The sequence below is a fragment of the Nonomuraea sp. NPDC050227 genome, assembly GCF_044459705.1.
Taxonomy (GTDB): domain Bacteria; phylum Actinomycetota; class Actinomycetes; order Streptosporangiales; family Streptosporangiaceae; genus Nonomuraea.
This window is the reverse complement of record NZ_JBITJF010000002.1, coordinates 199,592-213,707: the sequence shown is the minus strand read 5'-3', so window position 1 is coordinate 213,707 and position 14,116 is coordinate 199,592. Positions and strand designations below refer to the sequence as shown.

Annotated in this window: 15 protein-coding genes; 7 read left to right on the top strand and 8 right to left on the bottom strand. The window is 74.3% G+C overall.

The features are described 5' to 3' along the window. The first annotated feature begins 184 nt into the window (after positions 1–184). The gene (locus ACIBK9_RS08215; RefSeq protein WP_397156248.1) at positions 185–1,534 is read left to right on the top strand and encodes an amidohydrolase; all 1,350 of its coding nucleotides are present in this window, start codon (positions 185–187) and stop codon (positions 1,532–1,534) included. Between the two features lie 19 nt (positions 1,535–1,553). Here the strand turns inward: ACIBK9_RS08215 and ACIBK9_RS08210 are convergent, their stop codons facing one another. Then, positions 1,554–2,390, bottom strand: coding sequence for an aldo/keto reductase (locus tag ACIBK9_RS08210; RefSeq protein ID WP_397156246.1), 837 nt, complete (start codon positions 2,388–2,390; stop codon positions 1,554–1,556). A gap of 115 nt (positions 2,391–2,505) precedes the next feature. On the opposite strand from ACIBK9_RS08210, the gene ACIBK9_RS08205 reads away from it, so the two are divergent. Continuing rightward, positions 2,506–3,333, top strand: coding sequence for a metallophosphoesterase family protein (locus ACIBK9_RS08205; protein ID WP_397157555.1), 828 nt, complete (start codon positions 2,506–2,508; stop codon positions 3,331–3,333). 13 nt (positions 3,334–3,346) lie between these two features. Here ACIBK9_RS08205 and ACIBK9_RS08200 read toward each other — a convergent pair whose 3' ends face one another. Genes ACIBK9_RS08200 through ACIBK9_RS08185 form a run of 4 tightly spaced genes read right to left on the bottom strand, consistent with a single transcriptional unit; the run spans position 3,347 to position 6,886 of the window. Continuing rightward, positions 3,347–3,991 (bottom strand): response regulator transcription factor, encoded by a 645-nt coding sequence (locus ACIBK9_RS08200; protein ID WP_358286154.1) that lies wholly within the window; start codon positions 3,989–3,991, stop codon positions 3,347–3,349. Beyond that, entirely contained in the window at positions 3,982–5,169 is a 1,188-nt protein-coding gene (locus ACIBK9_RS08195; RefSeq protein WP_397156244.1) for a sensor histidine kinase, read from the bottom strand. Before ACIBK9_RS08195 ends, ACIBK9_RS08200 begins: the two co-directional genes overlap by 10 nt. 11 nt (positions 5,170–5,180) lie before the next feature. Beyond that, positions 5,181–5,975: an ABC transporter permease gene (locus ACIBK9_RS08190; RefSeq protein ID WP_397156243.1), complete on the bottom strand. Its 795-nt coding sequence runs from the start codon at positions 5,973–5,975 to the stop codon at positions 5,181–5,183. Beyond that, positions 5,972–6,886: an ATP-binding cassette domain-containing protein gene (locus tag ACIBK9_RS08185; RefSeq protein WP_397156241.1), complete on the bottom strand. Its 915-nt coding sequence runs from the start codon at positions 6,884–6,886 to the stop codon at positions 5,972–5,974. The genes ACIBK9_RS08190 and ACIBK9_RS08185 overlap by 4 nt, the downstream gene beginning before the upstream one ends. A gap of 174 nt (positions 6,887–7,060) precedes the next feature. On the opposite strand from ACIBK9_RS08185, the gene ACIBK9_RS08180 reads away from it, so the two are divergent. The 4 genes from ACIBK9_RS08180 to ACIBK9_RS08165 all read left to right on the top strand — a co-directional run bounded on the left by ACIBK9_RS08180 (position 7,061) and on the right by ACIBK9_RS08165 (position 9,073). Then, positions 7,061–7,237, top strand: a complete 177-nt coding sequence (locus ACIBK9_RS08180) for a hypothetical protein (RefSeq protein ID WP_358286146.1) — start codon at positions 7,061–7,063, stop codon at positions 7,235–7,237. Positions 7,238–7,337: 100 nt separating this feature from the next. Next, positions 7,338–7,793: a hypothetical protein gene (locus ACIBK9_RS08175; RefSeq protein ID WP_397156239.1), complete on the top strand. Its 456-nt coding sequence runs from the start codon at positions 7,338–7,340 to the stop codon at positions 7,791–7,793. A gap of 10 nt (positions 7,794–7,803) precedes the next feature. After that, positions 7,804–8,466: a glycine-rich domain-containing protein gene (locus ACIBK9_RS08170; RefSeq protein WP_397156237.1), complete on the top strand. Its 663-nt coding sequence runs from the start codon at positions 7,804–7,806 to the stop codon at positions 8,464–8,466. 7 nt (positions 8,467–8,473) lie between these two features. Then, entirely contained in the window at positions 8,474–9,073 is a 600-nt protein-coding gene (locus tag ACIBK9_RS08165; RefSeq protein WP_397156235.1) for a class I SAM-dependent methyltransferase, read from the top strand. Here ACIBK9_RS08165 and ACIBK9_RS08160 read toward each other — a convergent pair. Further along, positions 9,065–10,180, bottom strand: a complete 1,116-nt coding sequence (locus ACIBK9_RS08160) for a cupin domain-containing protein (RefSeq protein ID WP_397156233.1) — start codon at positions 10,178–10,180, stop codon at positions 9,065–9,067. The genes ACIBK9_RS08165 and ACIBK9_RS08160 overlap by 9 nt on opposite strands. Before the next feature lie 203 nt (positions 10,181–10,383). Then, entirely contained in the window at positions 10,384–11,832 is a 1,449-nt protein-coding gene (argG, locus tag ACIBK9_RS08155) for an argininosuccinate synthase (protein WP_352351275.1), read from the bottom strand. 153 nt (positions 11,833–11,985) lie between these two features. On the opposite strand from argG, the gene ACIBK9_RS08150 reads away from it, so the two are divergent. Then, positions 11,986–13,152, top strand: a complete 1,167-nt coding sequence (locus ACIBK9_RS08150) for an acyl-CoA dehydrogenase family protein (protein WP_397156230.1) — start codon at positions 11,986–11,988, stop codon at positions 13,150–13,152. Positions 13,153–13,199: 47 nt separating this feature from the next. Here ACIBK9_RS08150 and ACIBK9_RS08145 read toward each other — a convergent pair whose 3' ends face one another. Beyond that, positions 13,200–13,892, bottom strand: coding sequence for a GntR family transcriptional regulator (locus ACIBK9_RS08145; protein ID WP_352351279.1), 693 nt, complete (start codon positions 13,890–13,892; stop codon positions 13,200–13,202). Positions 13,893–14,116: the final 224 nt, after the last annotated feature.

The window sequence follows — 14,116 nt, the reverse complement described above, 5'->3', positions numbered from 1 at the left end:
AGCGGCTCCGGCAGCGGTCGTCGGCCGCGGCGGCCGGCGGCGCGTGCGCCGGTCCGCGAGGGGCCCGATCGATGATGCGCCGTGCCTCGAAAGGTAGAGGCATCGTCACCTCCCGGCACGAAATCGTATCTGATTCCATGTACGTTATGCGGATGGAAATGAGAGTGTCCAGAGCGGAGCGGATATGAAATCTGCGGCTGACAACAGGTCGGCGGATCTGGTCATGACCGGCGGCGTCGTCCACACGATGAACGCGGCCGGCCATCTCGCGTCCGGCATCGCGATCAAGGACGGACGCATCGTCAGGGTCGGCACTCCCCTGCAGGTCCAGGCCATGGTGGGCCCGGGGACGCGGGTCGTGCGCCTGCGCGGCAGATCGGTGCTGCCCGGCATCAACGACAGCCACCTGCACGGCGCGTGGCTCGGCCTGCGCTGGCCCGACCTCCTGCTGGACCGCCTGACCGGCGCCGCCGATCTCGTCCCCGACTCCCGGCTGGGCAAGCAGGAGGAGCGGCGGGCGGCGATCCTGCGCGCCGGCGACCTGCTGGCCTCCCTGGGCATCACCAGCTACACCGAACCCGGCCTCGGCCCCTGCGAGCACGACGGCGGCGGGCGCTTCGGCGTCGAGGTCCTGCGCGAGTACGCCGGGATGGCCGCGCGGGGCGAGCTGAAGGCGCGGGTGAGCGCGTTGCTGCTGTTCGCCGAGGTGGACGGGCGCAGCTCACTGCCCGACCTGGTCGCCGGGCTGCGCGACCTGACGCCGCCCGCCGAGGTGCCGGGCTGGTTCAGGGTGGCCGGGGTGAAGATCTTCGCCGACGGCATCCCGCCGATGCGCACGGCCTGGAGCGACGAGCCGTACGAGGACGGCACGCACGGCGCCCCGCTGGTCGAGGGCGGCTCGGAGGACGAGCGCGAGACCGCCCTGACGACCATGATCGAGACCGCCGCCGCGGCCGGGCACCAGGTCGCGGTGCACGCCACCGGCAGCCGCGCGACCCGGACGGTCACCCGCGCCCTGGCCGGAGCCCCCGGGCGGCGCCACTACCTCGTCCACGGCGACGTCCTGCATCCGGACACCCTCAAGACGATGGCCGCGGCCGGCATCGGCCTGACCACCCAGCCGGGCATCGCCGCCGCCGCCTCCCCCATGCTGCGCGACGCCCTGGGCCAGGCCGCGCTCGGGCACGCCTGGCCGGTGCGGGACGCGCTGGCCGCCGGCGTACGGCTCAGCCTCAGCTCCGACGCCCCCATGCTCACCCCCGACTGGCGGCACGGCGTGGCCGCGGCCGCCACCCGGTGGGCCGTCGAGGGCGCGCGCGACCAGCGGCTCGCCCTGGACCAGGCGCTGCGCGCCTACACCAGCACCCCGGCCTGGCAGGAGGGCGCGGAGTCGTGGAAGGGCTCGCTGGAGCCGGGCAAGGTCGCCGACCTGTGCGTGCTCGACGACAGCCTGCTGGACGCGCACCCGGCCGACCTGCCCGAGGTGCCGGTCGCGATGACGATGGTGGACGGCAGGATCGTCTACGAACGCTGACCGGGGGCCGCTCCTGGAGTCACAGCTCCACGTGGTGGTCGGGGTCGCCGCCGAGGCGGCTGCCGCCGCCGCCCAGGCCCGAGATGCGCGCCATCTCCTCGGCCGACAGCTCGAAGTCGAAGACCTCCAGGTTGTGGCGCATCCGCCCGGGATCGGCCGACTTGGGGATCGGCACGGCGCCGAGCTGAACGTGCCAGCGGAGCACGACCTGGGCGGGGGTGCGGTCGTGCGCGGCGGCGACCTCGGTGACGGCCGGGTCGTCGAGCAGCTTGCCGCCGGCGCCGAGCGGGCTCCACGACTCGGTCGCCACGCCGTGCCCGGTGAGCCAGGCGAGCAGGCCGGGCTGCGGGAAGCCGGGGTGCAGCTCGACCTGGTTGACCGCGGGCCACACGCCGGTGGCGTCGACCACCCGCTCGATCTGCTCCGGGGTGAAGTTGGAGACGCCGATCGAGCGGGCCAGCCCCTCCTCGCGCAGCCGGACGAACGCCTTCCAGGTGTCGACGAACAGGCCGTGGCCGGGCAGCGGCCAGTGGATGAGGTACAGATCGACGTGGTCGAGGCCGAGTCGGGACCGGCTCTCCTCGAACCCGCGCAGCGCCAGGTCGTAGCCGTGCTGGGCGCCGCGCAGCTTCGTGGTGACGAACAGCTCCTCGCGCGGCACGCCCGACTCGGCGACCGCCGCGCCCACGCCGCGCTCGTTGCCGTAACTGGCGGCGGTGTCGATCAGCCGGTAGCCGAGCGTGAGCGCGTGGCCGACGGCCTGGCGGGCCTGGCGGTCGTCCATCGGCCAGGTGCCGAGGCCCAGGCGCGGCATGGCGCGGCCGTCGGAGAGCACGAGGGTCGGCGCGGTCGTCATGGCGGTCCTCTTCCGGGTGCGGGCAGGTGACGTACCTACCCGCCGCCGGGATGATCAACCTGCCGGTGGACCCCGCGCCACGTCGCGGCGCGGGCGGCGTACGATCCGAGACGTGATCACCGCTCCCCGCCTGCTCGCCGTCAGCGACCTGCACGTGCACCATCCCGACAACCGCGCGTTCGTCGAGGAGCTGCGCCCCGGGTCGGACGGCGACTGGCTGCTCGTCGCGGGCGACGTCGGCGAGCTGACGACGGACATCGCCTGGGCGTTGCGGCTGCTGGCCGACCGGTTCGCGCGGGTGGTGTGGGCGCCCGGCAACCACGAGCTGTGGACGCCGGCCCGCGACCCGGTGCGGCTGCGCGGCGAGGAACGCTACCGGTACCTGGTGGAGCTCTGCCGCGATCTCGGCGTGCTCACGCCGGAGGACCCGTACGCGGTGTGGGAGGGGGCGCGCGGCCCGGTCACGGTGGCGCCGCTGTTCGTCCTGTACGACTACACCTGGCGTCCGGAGGGCGCGACGACCAAGGAGGAGGCCCTGCGCACGGCCTACGACGCGGGGATCGTCTGCACCGACGAGGTCATGCTCCACCCCGACCCCCACCCCGGCAGGGACGCCTGGTGCGCGGCCCGGGTCGAGTACACCGAGGCGCGGCTGGCCGCCCGGCCGCCGGGGCTGCCGACCGTGCTGGTCAACCACTATCCGCTGGTCCGCGAGCCGACGCGGGTGCTCACCCATCCGGAGTTCGCGCAGTGGTGCGGCACCGAGCGCACCGCCCGCTGGCACCTCGAATACGACGCCGCCGCCGTCGTGTACGGCCACCTGCACATCCCGCGCCTGACCCACCACGACGGCGTGCCGTTCATGGAGGTCTCGCTCGGCTATCCGCGCGAGTGGCGGCCGCGGCCGAACCCGCCGGCGCTGCCGCGCGTGGTCGACGTGTGAACGCCGGCCCGGGTCAGCCCTCCAGGTAGCGCAGGATCGCCAGCACCCGCCTGCTGTAGCCGGTGTCGCGCGGCAGGTCGAGCTTCTCCATGATGGCGTTGACGTGCTTCTCCACGGTGGACGCCGAGACGTGCAGGCGCTCGGCGATGGCCGCGTTGACCAGCCCCTGGGCCAGGTGCGCCAGCACCTCGGACTCGCGCGGGCTGAGCCGGCTCAGCGGGTCGGCGTGGCTGGTGCGGGCCAGCAGCCGCCGCACCACCTCGGGGTCGAAGGCCGTGCCGCCGGCGCGTACGCGGTCGAGCGAGTCGAGGAAGTCGGCCACCTCCGAGACCCGGTCCTTCAGCAGGTAGCCGAGCCCCTCGGCGGGCCCGGCCAGCAGGGTGGCGGCGTAGTGGGGCTCGACGTACTGGGACAGGACGAGCACGCCCACCTCGGGCCACCGCGCGCGGATCTCCAGGGCCGCCCGCAGCCCCTCGTCCTTGTGGCCGGGCGGCATGCGCACGTCGATCACCGCCACGTCGGGCCGGTCATCGGCGACGGCGGCCAGCAGCGCGGGCGCGTCGCCCACGGCCGCGACGACCTCGTGCCCGGCCTCGGCGAGCAACCGGGTCAGGCCCTCGCGCAGCAGCACGGAGTCGTCGGCCAGGATCAGCCGCACGGCGGCTCCTTGGGCAGCGTGGCGACGATCTTCGTGGGGCCGCCGGGCGGGCTGTCCACGGTGAACGCGCCGTCGAGCGCCAGGACCCGGCGGGCCAGCCCGGACAGGCCGCCGCCCGCGGGGTCGGCGCCGCCTCCGCCGTCGTCGGAGATCGCCACGCTCACCGTCCGTTCGTCCTCGCCCACCACGACCAGGATGTCATGGGCGCGGGCGTGCTTGACCGCGTTGGTGATCGCCTCCCTGGTCACGAAGTACAGGGCGGTCTCGATCTCCGTGGCGGGCCGGGCCGACAGCCCGTAGTGGACGGTGACCGGCACGACGGAGCGTTCGGCGACCCCGGCCAGCGCGGCCTCGATCCCCAGCTCGTCCAGGGCGGTGGGGTAGATGCGCCAGGCGACGCTGCGCAGCTCGTCCAGGAGGCGGCGGGACTCTGCGTAGGCCTGGTCGACCAGCTCGGCGGTCCGGTCGTGGTCGCGGCCGTGCCGGGCCCGGCCGAGCAGCATGGCCAGGGCCACGCCGCGCTGCTGGACGCCGTCGTGCAGGTCGCGTTCGATCCGGCGGCGCTCGTCGTCCACGGCCCGGACGATGCCCGAGCGGGTCGCGGTCAGCTCGGCGATGCGGCGGCGCATGAGCTCCCGGCCGCCGGGGCCGAGGAAGTGGGCGGCCAGGCGGCGTTCGAGCACGCCGGCGGCCAGGGCGAGCAGCGCGGTCACCGTCAGCAGGGCCACGCCGCCGGTCAGGCCGAGCATGCCGCCGGTGGTGACGAGCCGGACGCCCGGCAGCTCGACGGGGACGGGGTCCGAGCCGCCGGTGATCAGGTCCCACGCCCCGCCGCCCAGCAGCAGGCCACCGACGAACAGGGCGACGGCGCAGCCGTACCCGCCGAGCACGCCCAGGGCGGCGCGGGCGGCGAGGTAGGCGTAGCCGCCGTCGCGGGTGGGGGCGGGGTGGCCGAACCACCGGGTCAGCCGGGCGCGTTCGAGCGCCATGAGCCGCGCCGCGCCGCGCCGGGCCAGGGGGCGCGCGGCCGGGACCAGCCAGGCGGGCCAGGCCGCGCAGAGGAAGGCCAGCTCGACCGCGCCGAGCGCCATGCCGGCCAGCACCCCCACCAGCGCCTTGACCGCCCGGCTGCCGGTGTTCTCCCGGTTGTCCGGCATGGACCCGAAGTTCTCCGACACGGGCCCGAAGTCTAGGCGTCGCGGCGGCGCAGCACGGCGTAGCCCGCCGCCAGCGCCGCCGCCGCCCAGGCCAGCAGCCAGGCCAGGCCCTCCCCCGCCGAGTACGGGATGGGCCCGCCGGTCAGGTTGTCCACGCTGCCCATGAACGCCAGCCCGGCGAAGGTCGGCATGCGCAGCGAGGCGTCCAGCGCCGCCTGGCTCCCGGTCATCAGCAGCACCAGCGGCAGGCCCAGGAGCAGCATGAACACCACGGTCAGCGTGCCCGCCGCGCTGCGCATCGCGGCCCCGGCGCCCAGCGTCGTCACCGCCACCAGGGCGAAGAACACGCCCGCGCCCGCCACGTCCCGCACGGCCTCCCCGAACGGCAGCGCGACCAGCCCGCCGAACGCGTCGGCCTGCAGCACCACGTAGACCGCCGCCGTCGCCAGCGCCCCCGACAGCACCCCGGCGGCGAACATCACCGGCGCCACCACCAGCGCCTTGGCGGCCAGCACGAGCCCGCGCACCGGCGTGGCCTGCAGCGTGACCCTGATGCCGCCCGAGGAGTACTCCGACGTGATCGCCAGCATGGCCAGGGCGACCAGCGCGAACTGCACGAACGACGTGGCCGACACCACGGACTCGCTCGCCGTCACCCGCGCGCCGGGCACGCCTTCGCGCACCGCGTCGGTGGCCGCGGCGGCGGCCAGGGCCACGGCGGTCAGCACCATGAGCGCCGCCGCGCCGGCCAGGCACCACCACGTGGACCGGACCGACCACAACTTGTCCCACTCGGCCCGTGCCGCCTGCCACAACACCGCCGTCACGCGCCCGCCTCCGTCGTCCCGTACTCCACGCTGCTCTCCGTCAGCTCCTGATAGGCCTGCTCCAGGGACGCCTCCCGGGTGCGCAGGCCGTGCAGCCTGATCCCGGCCTCGTAGGCCAGGTCGCCCACCCGCTCGACGGGCGCGCCGGTGGCGACGACCTCGTTCTCGGCGACGCGCTCGGCGGCGATCCCGGCGGCGCGCAGGCGTCCGGCCAGCTCCCCGGCGTGCGGGGTGCGGGCCAGCACGGCCGTCAGCGAGCTGCGCCCGATGACCTCGGCCAGGGGCGCGTCGGCGATCAGCCGGCCCTTGCCGATCACCACCAGGTGGTCGGCCGTGAGCTGCATCTCGCTCATCAGATGGCTGGAGACGAACACCGTGCGGCCCTCCGCGGCCAGCGACCGCATGAGCCGGCGCACCCACCGCACGCCGTCGGGGTCGAGCCCGTTGACGGGCTCGTCGAACAGCAGCACCGCCGGGTCGCCGAGCAGCGCGGCGGCGATGCCGAGCCGCTGGCTCATGCCGAGCGAGAGCGCCCCGGCCCGGCGGTTCGCCGCGCCGGCCATGCCGACGCTCTCCAGCACCTCGGCCACCCGCCGCACGGGGATGCCGTTGCTGCGGGCCAGCGCGGTCAGGTGCGCCCGGCCGCTGCGCCCGGGGTGCAGCGCCCGCGCGTCGAGCAGCGCGCCGACCGTCCGCAGCGGGTTCCTGATCCGGTGGTACGGCACGCCGCCGACCAGCGCCGTGCCCGCCGAGGGCCGGTCGAGCCCGAGGACGAGCCGCATCGTGGTGGACTTCCCCGCGCCGTTGGGACCGAGGAACCCGGTCACCGCGCCGGGTCTGAGCTCCAGCGACAGGTCGTGCACCGCCGTCCGGTCGCCGTACCGCTTGGTCAAACCCTTCAGACTGATCACGAGGGTCAACGCTAGGCAGCCGGGGGACGGGCCACCATGGGGTCCGGCCGCCGACCTCGATGGCGGAAAACCGGAACAGACCAGGTCGCGACGCCGTCCGGCCGGGGCGAGCGCGCCCAAACAAGACGGTGCCGTTGCCCCGCGTTGACGCGCGGCTCACTACGGTTGCCGAGCATGACCGAAGACAAGAGCCGGAACCGGCGGCGGATCAGCATCGACGAAGTGGGCCTGGAGAAGCGCAGGTCCGCGATCCAGGCGCTCATGGAGCAGCCGCCGTCACCGGCGTCCGAGCAGGTGGGCGTCTTCGCCGAGGCGAACGCGCCAGGCGCGGCACAGGGCGACCTCGGCTGAGCCCGCCCGGCGCGGCCCCGGGTTCGGCAAAGCGGCGGCGCGGCGCGCCGCCGCTCCCGGGTCCGGGATGTCACGCTCACCGGGAACGAGGAGTACCGCCATGAGCAAAGCCGCGCAAGGGCCCGAGCCGCATCCTCTCCTGGTCAAGCTGCTCCAGGAGGGATCCCCGGACACCATGACGTTCTGGGGCTACGTGGGCCCGCCGTACCAGGACGGATGCGTCACGCTGTACCCCAGCCTGGAGGATCTGAACTCGGCCCTCGACATCCCGCTGAGCGACGTCCTGCACATCGAGGACGTGCCCGAGGACATCCTGCTCTTCGGCGCGAAGGTGTTGTGGGTACGCCGGGACGCCAAGGTCGTCCGCCGGCAGGCCGGCACGGCGGAGACGTCGCTGACCTCGGAGGCCGCCGAGGACGCCGGGGAGATCCGGACGGGCCGGCTGCACCTGCGGGTCAAGACCGAGCGCGCCGACTGCCACAGCCCCTGCATGACCTGCCGCGACTGCAGCAGCGTGTGCCTCTCGTCCTGCCGCAGGAAGTTGTCGCCGGAGTAGGGGAACCGCCATGATCACCGACACCCCGCTCGCCGCGCTCGACCACCAGGCGCCCTACCTGCTCGAACGGCTCGTCAAGGAGCGCGTCGCCGCGACGGAGGAGGAGGCCGGGGAGCTGTTCGCCGAGGCGAAGAAGTACCTGGTGCTCACGCAGGTCGACCGGTCGCGGATCTGGACGATGCACTCGACGCGCGTCGACGACGCCTGGCATCACTTCATCCTCTTCACCGGCCTGTACACCGAGTTCTGCCGCACCTACTTCGGCCGGTACGTCCACCACAGCCCGAGCAACGACCCCGGCACGCCGGACGAGCCCGCCGAGGAGACCCCGGCGGGCACGTTCGCCGAGTTCCGCGACCGCTACGAGGAGCTCTTCGGCTGCCCGCTCCCCGACGTCTGGTACGACCATCGCACCGTCACGCTGACCCGCCGCGTGGTGAACGAGCGCGCCGGGCTGCTCACCACCCGCCGCGACGGGAACCAGGTCGAGTTGCTCTCCCCGTCGGGCGAACCGCTGGTGGCCGCCAACATGATCGCCTCGCCCGCGCTGGAGTTCGTGGCCCGCACCGGCGCCTTCTACGTGCGGGAGCTGCCCGGCGGCCTGACCGGGGAGGAGCGGGTCGCCCTGGCCGAGGTGCTGGTCGAGCAGCGGATCCTCAAGGTGAGCGGCTAGCGGCGGCGTGACCTACGCCTCCCTGCGGGCGGGGCGGGGGCCCAACGCGCTGGTCGTCGAGGCGCTGGGCGTGCTCGGCGGCGTCCGCGGGCGGGCGCTGGACCTCGGCGCGGGCCCGCTCAACGACACCCGCTTCCTGCTGGAGCTGGGCTTCTCGGTCGAGGCCGTGGACACCGACCCCTGCACCCTCGCGCTGGCGGCGGCCTGGCGGCACCCGCGGCTGCGGGTCGTGCACGCCGACGTCCGGGACGTGCCGATCGCGGCGGGGGCCTACTCGTTGATGGTCGCGATCCACGTCCTGCCCTTCCTGCCCGAGGCCGACGTCCGCCGGGTGGCGGCCGCGATGGCCGGCGGCCTGGCCGCGGGCGGCGTGCTGTGCTGCACGTTCTTCGGTCCGGAGGACGCCTGGGCGGGGCGGCCGGGGCGCACGTTCCTGCGCGCCCCCGAGGCCGGCGCGCTGTTCCCCCGGCTGGAGCCGGTCGTCCTGCGCGAGGACCGCTACGACGGCGTCGACGCCAGGGACGAGCCCAAACGCTGGCACGTGGTGCGCTGCGTCTTCCGCAGACCCGCCGCCCCCGGCACAGGTGGCGCCGCCGGGTCAGCCTGACGTCGCGAGGGTCAGGAAACCCTCCTCGACCAGGCGGCGTACCAGGGCGAGGCCGTCCTCCCCCGGCAGGCCGGCCGCGGTGAAGGGCTCGCCGTCCGCCATGCGCAGGACGGCCGCCTCGTGCCGGGCCGGGAGGCTGAGCCGTTTGCCGTGGAAGGCGAGGACCAGCGTGCCGGCGTCCCGTCTGCTCTCCCAGCGCAGGCCGGGGCGGAGCCGGACGGCGGTGCCGGCGTCGAGGCCGGCCAGGCCCGTGAGGTCGAGCAGATGGCCGCCCAGCCGGTCGCCCTCGGCGAGCAACGCCATGTCCACCGCGTCGTCGGCCAGCCTCTCGGGGGTGAGGACGGTCATCAGGCGGGCGGTCAGCTCCCGGATGCGCTCGCGTGTGGCGGCCCGGCCGCCGCTCGTACGGGCGAAGCCGATGGGCAGCGGCTCTTGGCAGCCGGGGTCGGCGGAGACGGCCGCCTCGCACCCGGCCAGCAGCACGTCGGCCCAGGTCAGGGGATGGACGCCGACGCTCAGGTGCAGGGACGCACCCTGCGCCGAGGCGGCCTCGTGCGGCAGGCCGCGCGGCAGGTAGAGCAGGTCCCCTTCGCACAGGTCGAACTCGTGGCGGGCGTCCTCGTGGATCCGCCAGCGTTTGGTCCCGGCCACCTGCAGCACGAACACGTCGTGGGAATCGCGGTGGACGCCGAAGCCGCGCGACCGCGGCGGGGTGAGGTAGGCGTTGACCCGGCACTCCGCGCTGAACTCGCCCGCCAGCCGCCGGCACAGCTCCCGCAGCGGCGGCCACCGTTCGTGCACCGAGGGCATGATCAGGGTCGAGCCGTCGCGGTAGCGGGCGTAGAGGTCCTCCAGCCCGGCCGCGCCGCCGTCGGCGTGGCCGTCGCGGACCACGCGCACGGCCCCGGAGTGCAGGCCGGAGCCGGACAGCAGCTCGTCGAGGCGGGCCAGCGAGAACAGCTCGCGGTAGTGGCCGGGCGACCGCCTGCGCAGCAGGAGATGCCGCCGCCCCTGGTGGTCCCGCAGGAACTCCTCGCGGGACACCGGGCCGAGCAGCCAGTCGGTGGCGGGCGTGACGTCCGCGCCGTCCCGCTCGTCGATCATCATCTCCGGTCCGTACCCGTGGCGTCCGCGCGCCACGCCCCGGGCCGCGCGGCGGCGCCCCGGGGGTCCGGGGGTCCGGGGGGTGGGCCGGGGGCCCGGGAGCGGCCCGGGGGCCGGGGGCCCGGTCAGTCGGTGCCGAGCTCCATCGCGGCGCGGTCGAGCGGTGGGCCGGGGGCCCGGGAGCGGCCCGGGGGCCGGGGGCCCGGTCAGTCGGTGCCGAGCTCCATCGCGGCGCGGTCGAGCAGCTCGTCGTCCTCGGAGACCTCGCCGCGGGAGGCGATGGCCTCCGCGCCGCCCTGCGGCATCGCGCCGATGAGGCCGGTCGAGGCCGCCTGGGCGGCGCCGATGAGCGCCGGGTGGGTAGTGCCGACCATGCCGAGCGTGGCGTACTGCTCCAGCTTGGCGCGCGAGTCGGCGATGTCCAGGTTGCGCATGGTGAGCTGGCCGATGCGGTCGACCGGGCCGAACGCGGAGTCCTCGGTGCGCTCCATCGACAGCTTGTCGGGGTGGTAGCTGAAGGCCGGGCCGGTGGTGTCGAGGATCGAGTAGTCCTCGCCGCGGCGCAGCCTCAGGGTGACCTCGCCGGTGACCGCCGTGCCGACCCAGCGCTGCAGCGACTCGCGCAGCATGAGCGCCTGCGGGTCGAGCCAGCGGCCCTCGTACATGAGCCGGCCGAGCCGCCGGCCCTCGTTGTGGTACGTGGCCAGGGTGTCCTCGTTGTGGATGGCGTTGACCAGGCGCTCGTAGGCGGCGTGCAGCAGCGCCATGCCGGGGGCCTCGTAGATGCCGCGGCTCTTGGCCTCGATGATGCGGTTCTCGATCTGGTCGGACATGCCCAGGCCGTGCCGGCCGCCGATCGCGTTGGCCTCCATGACCAGGTCGACCGGGGAGCCGAACTCCTTGCCGTTGATCGTGACCGGGCGGCCCTGGTCGAAGCCGATGGTGACGTCCTCGGGGAGGACCTCGACCTCGGGATCCCAGAAGCGCACGCCCATGATCGGCTCGACGGTCTCGATGCCGGTGTCGAGGTGTTCGAGGGTCTTGGCCTCGTGGGTGGCGCCCCAGATGTTGGCGTCGGTCGAGTACGCCTTCTCGGTGCTGTCGCGGTAGGGCAGCCCGTGGGCGAGCAGCCACTCCGACATCTCCTTGCGCCCGCCGAGCTCGGAGACGAAGTCCGCGTCGAGCCAGGGCTTGTAGATGCGCAGGTGGGGGTTGGCCAGCAGGCCGTAGCGGTAGAACCGCTCGATGTCGTTGCCCTTGAACGTGGAGCCGTCGCCCCAGATCTGCACCTCGTCCTCAAGCATGGCCCGCACCAGCAGGGTCCCGGTGACGGCGCGGCCGAGCGGCGTGGTGTTGAAGTAGGCCCGGCCGCCCGAGCGGATGTGGAACGCGCCGCAGGTGAGCGCGGCCAGGCCCTCCTCGACCAGCGCGGCGCGGCAGTCGACCAGGCGCGCGAGCTCGGCCCCGTAGGCCAGCGCGCGGCTGGGCACCGAGGCGATGTCGGGCTCGTCGTACTGGCCGATGTCGGCGGTGTAGGTGCACGGGACGGCGCCCTTGTCGCGCATCCACGCGACGGCCACCGAGGTGTCGAGACCGCCGGAGAAGGCGATGCCGACCCGCTCGCCGGTGGGCAGGGAGGTGAGAACCTTGGACATAGAAGAAGATTATGCATTGCAACGCATGTTCATGCAAAGCCAGCGTCTTTTCCGGGTGCGGGCCGGGATCTCCGGCGGAGGGTGGACAACCGGGCGGGGACGTGATCTGACGGAGGAAGGACCGCCGACGATCACGAACAGGAGCACCGGGACATGAGCGACAAGCCGCGCCTGCACTCAGCCGGCCCCACCCACCTGGACCGCGCCCGCGACCTGCGCCCGCTGATCGAGAGCGAGGCGGCCGAGGCCGAGGCGCTGGGCCGGCTGACCGAGCCCGTCGTGGCCGCCCTGCACGAGGCCGGGCTGTTCGGCGTCTGGCTGCCCGCCCCGCTGGGCGGCTCGGAGTTGTCGCCGTCGGAGCTGCTCGCCCTCTTCGAGGAGCTGACCTACGCCGACGCCTCGACCGGCTGGGTGGTCATGGCCACCACCCTGGAGAACGGCACGGCGGGCGCCTATCTGGGCGACGACGCCGTCGAGCACATCTTCGGCGGCCCCCGCACGCCGCTGTTCGCGGGCCAGGGCACCCGGCCGGGCACCGCCGTGCGCGAGGACGGCGGCTTCCGGCTGACCGGCCGCTGGAGCTTCGCCTCGGCCATGCCGCACGCCCGGTACGTGCACAGCCTGGGCGTCGTCGAGGGCACCGGCGAGGAGCGCATCTTCATCACCCCGGTCGAGGACGCCGAACTGCTCGGCAACTGGGACGTCCTGGGGCTGCGCGCCACCGGCAGCCTCGACTACGCCATCGACGGCGTCTTCGTGCCGGAGTCGCGCACGCACCTGTTCGCGCAGCGGGAGCCGCTGCGCGGCGGCGCGATCTACCGGCTGGGCCTGCTGGACCAGGCGCTGATCGCCCACTCCGGCTGGGCGCTCGGCCTGGGCCGCCGCCTGCTGGACGAGTTGGGCCGGCACGTCGCGGCCCGCGCCGGACGTCCGGGTCAGCTCGCCGTCAGCGACGCCTTCCACACCGGCTTCGCCCGCGCCGAGGCGGCCCTGCGGGCGGCGCGCGCCCTGGTCCGCGAGACGTGGGAGGACGCCGAACGCACCCTGGACGCGGGCGGCACGCTGTCCACCCGCCAGGAGACGATGGTGCGGCTCGCGCTCAACCAGGCCACCTCGACGCTCACCGGGGCGGCCGGGTTCGCCTACGCCTCGGGCGGCACGACGGCGCTGCGCGACGGCCTGCTCCAGCGCCTGTTCCGGGACGCGCACGCCGGCGCCCAGCACATCACCTCGGGCCCGCAGGCGCTGCGGGAGTGCGGCCGCGAGCTGGCGGGCCTGGCCCAGGGCGAGGAATGGACCCTCTTCACCCTGCAACCCTGACCCGAAACCCCCTGAACCCCCGACCCGCTCTGCAGCCCGGACGGGGGTCAGTGTTGCCGGGAGACCTGGGCGGTGTGCAGGGCGTCGGCGGTGGCGATCTTGTGGTTGCGGGCCGCCTGCTCGATCACCTCGGCCTCGGCGGCGCCCTCGATCAGGCTCAGCAGGTGGTCGTGCTCCTCCACCGACCTGCGCGCCCGCCCCGGCACGTACGTGAAGCTGGAGCGGCGCATGTGGTCGAGCCGCGCCCACTCCGACTCCAGCAGGGCGTTGAGGTGCTCGTCGGGGCAGTGGCGGTAGAGCGAGAAGTGGAACTCGCGGTTGAGCGCGGTGAAGGAGGTGGGGTCGAACTCCTCCAACGCCTCCTTCATCCGCTCGTTGATCTCCCGCGACTCCTGGATCTTGGCCGCGTCCATGTGCGGCGCGCAGATGGCCGTGGCGTAGCCCTCCAGCCGGGCCAGCACGTTGAGGGTGTGCTCGACCTGCACCGAGTCGAAGACCGCGACCCGGGCGCCGATGTTGCGGACGACCTCGACCAGCCCGTCGGACTGCAGCCTGCGCACGGCCTCGCGCAGCGGGATCGTGCTGACGCCGGTCTCCCGGGCGAGTTGGTCCATGACCAGCCGGTAGCCGGGGCCGTACGTGCCGTCGAGGATGCGGGCCCGCAGCAGGTCGTAGCTGATCTCGGCCTTGGAGCCCTTGGGCCGCTTGGCCTGGGCCGGTTTTCTCGTGCTGCTCACCATCACCTCTGCAGGACCTTCATGATGGCGTCGCGGAAGCCCGCGCCCGCCGGCGCTTCGACGCGACCGCCCGGAGCCCTCACCGGCTCCGCCCCCGGAGTCACCTCGACGATACGCTGGACGCCCGCTGTCATCCCCTCATCTTGCCCGACCACGAGCACGCGCGGCGCCCGGTCCCCCGCGCGGACGGCCCGTCCGCACGGGGCGCCGGAGGAGCGGGAGCCGGG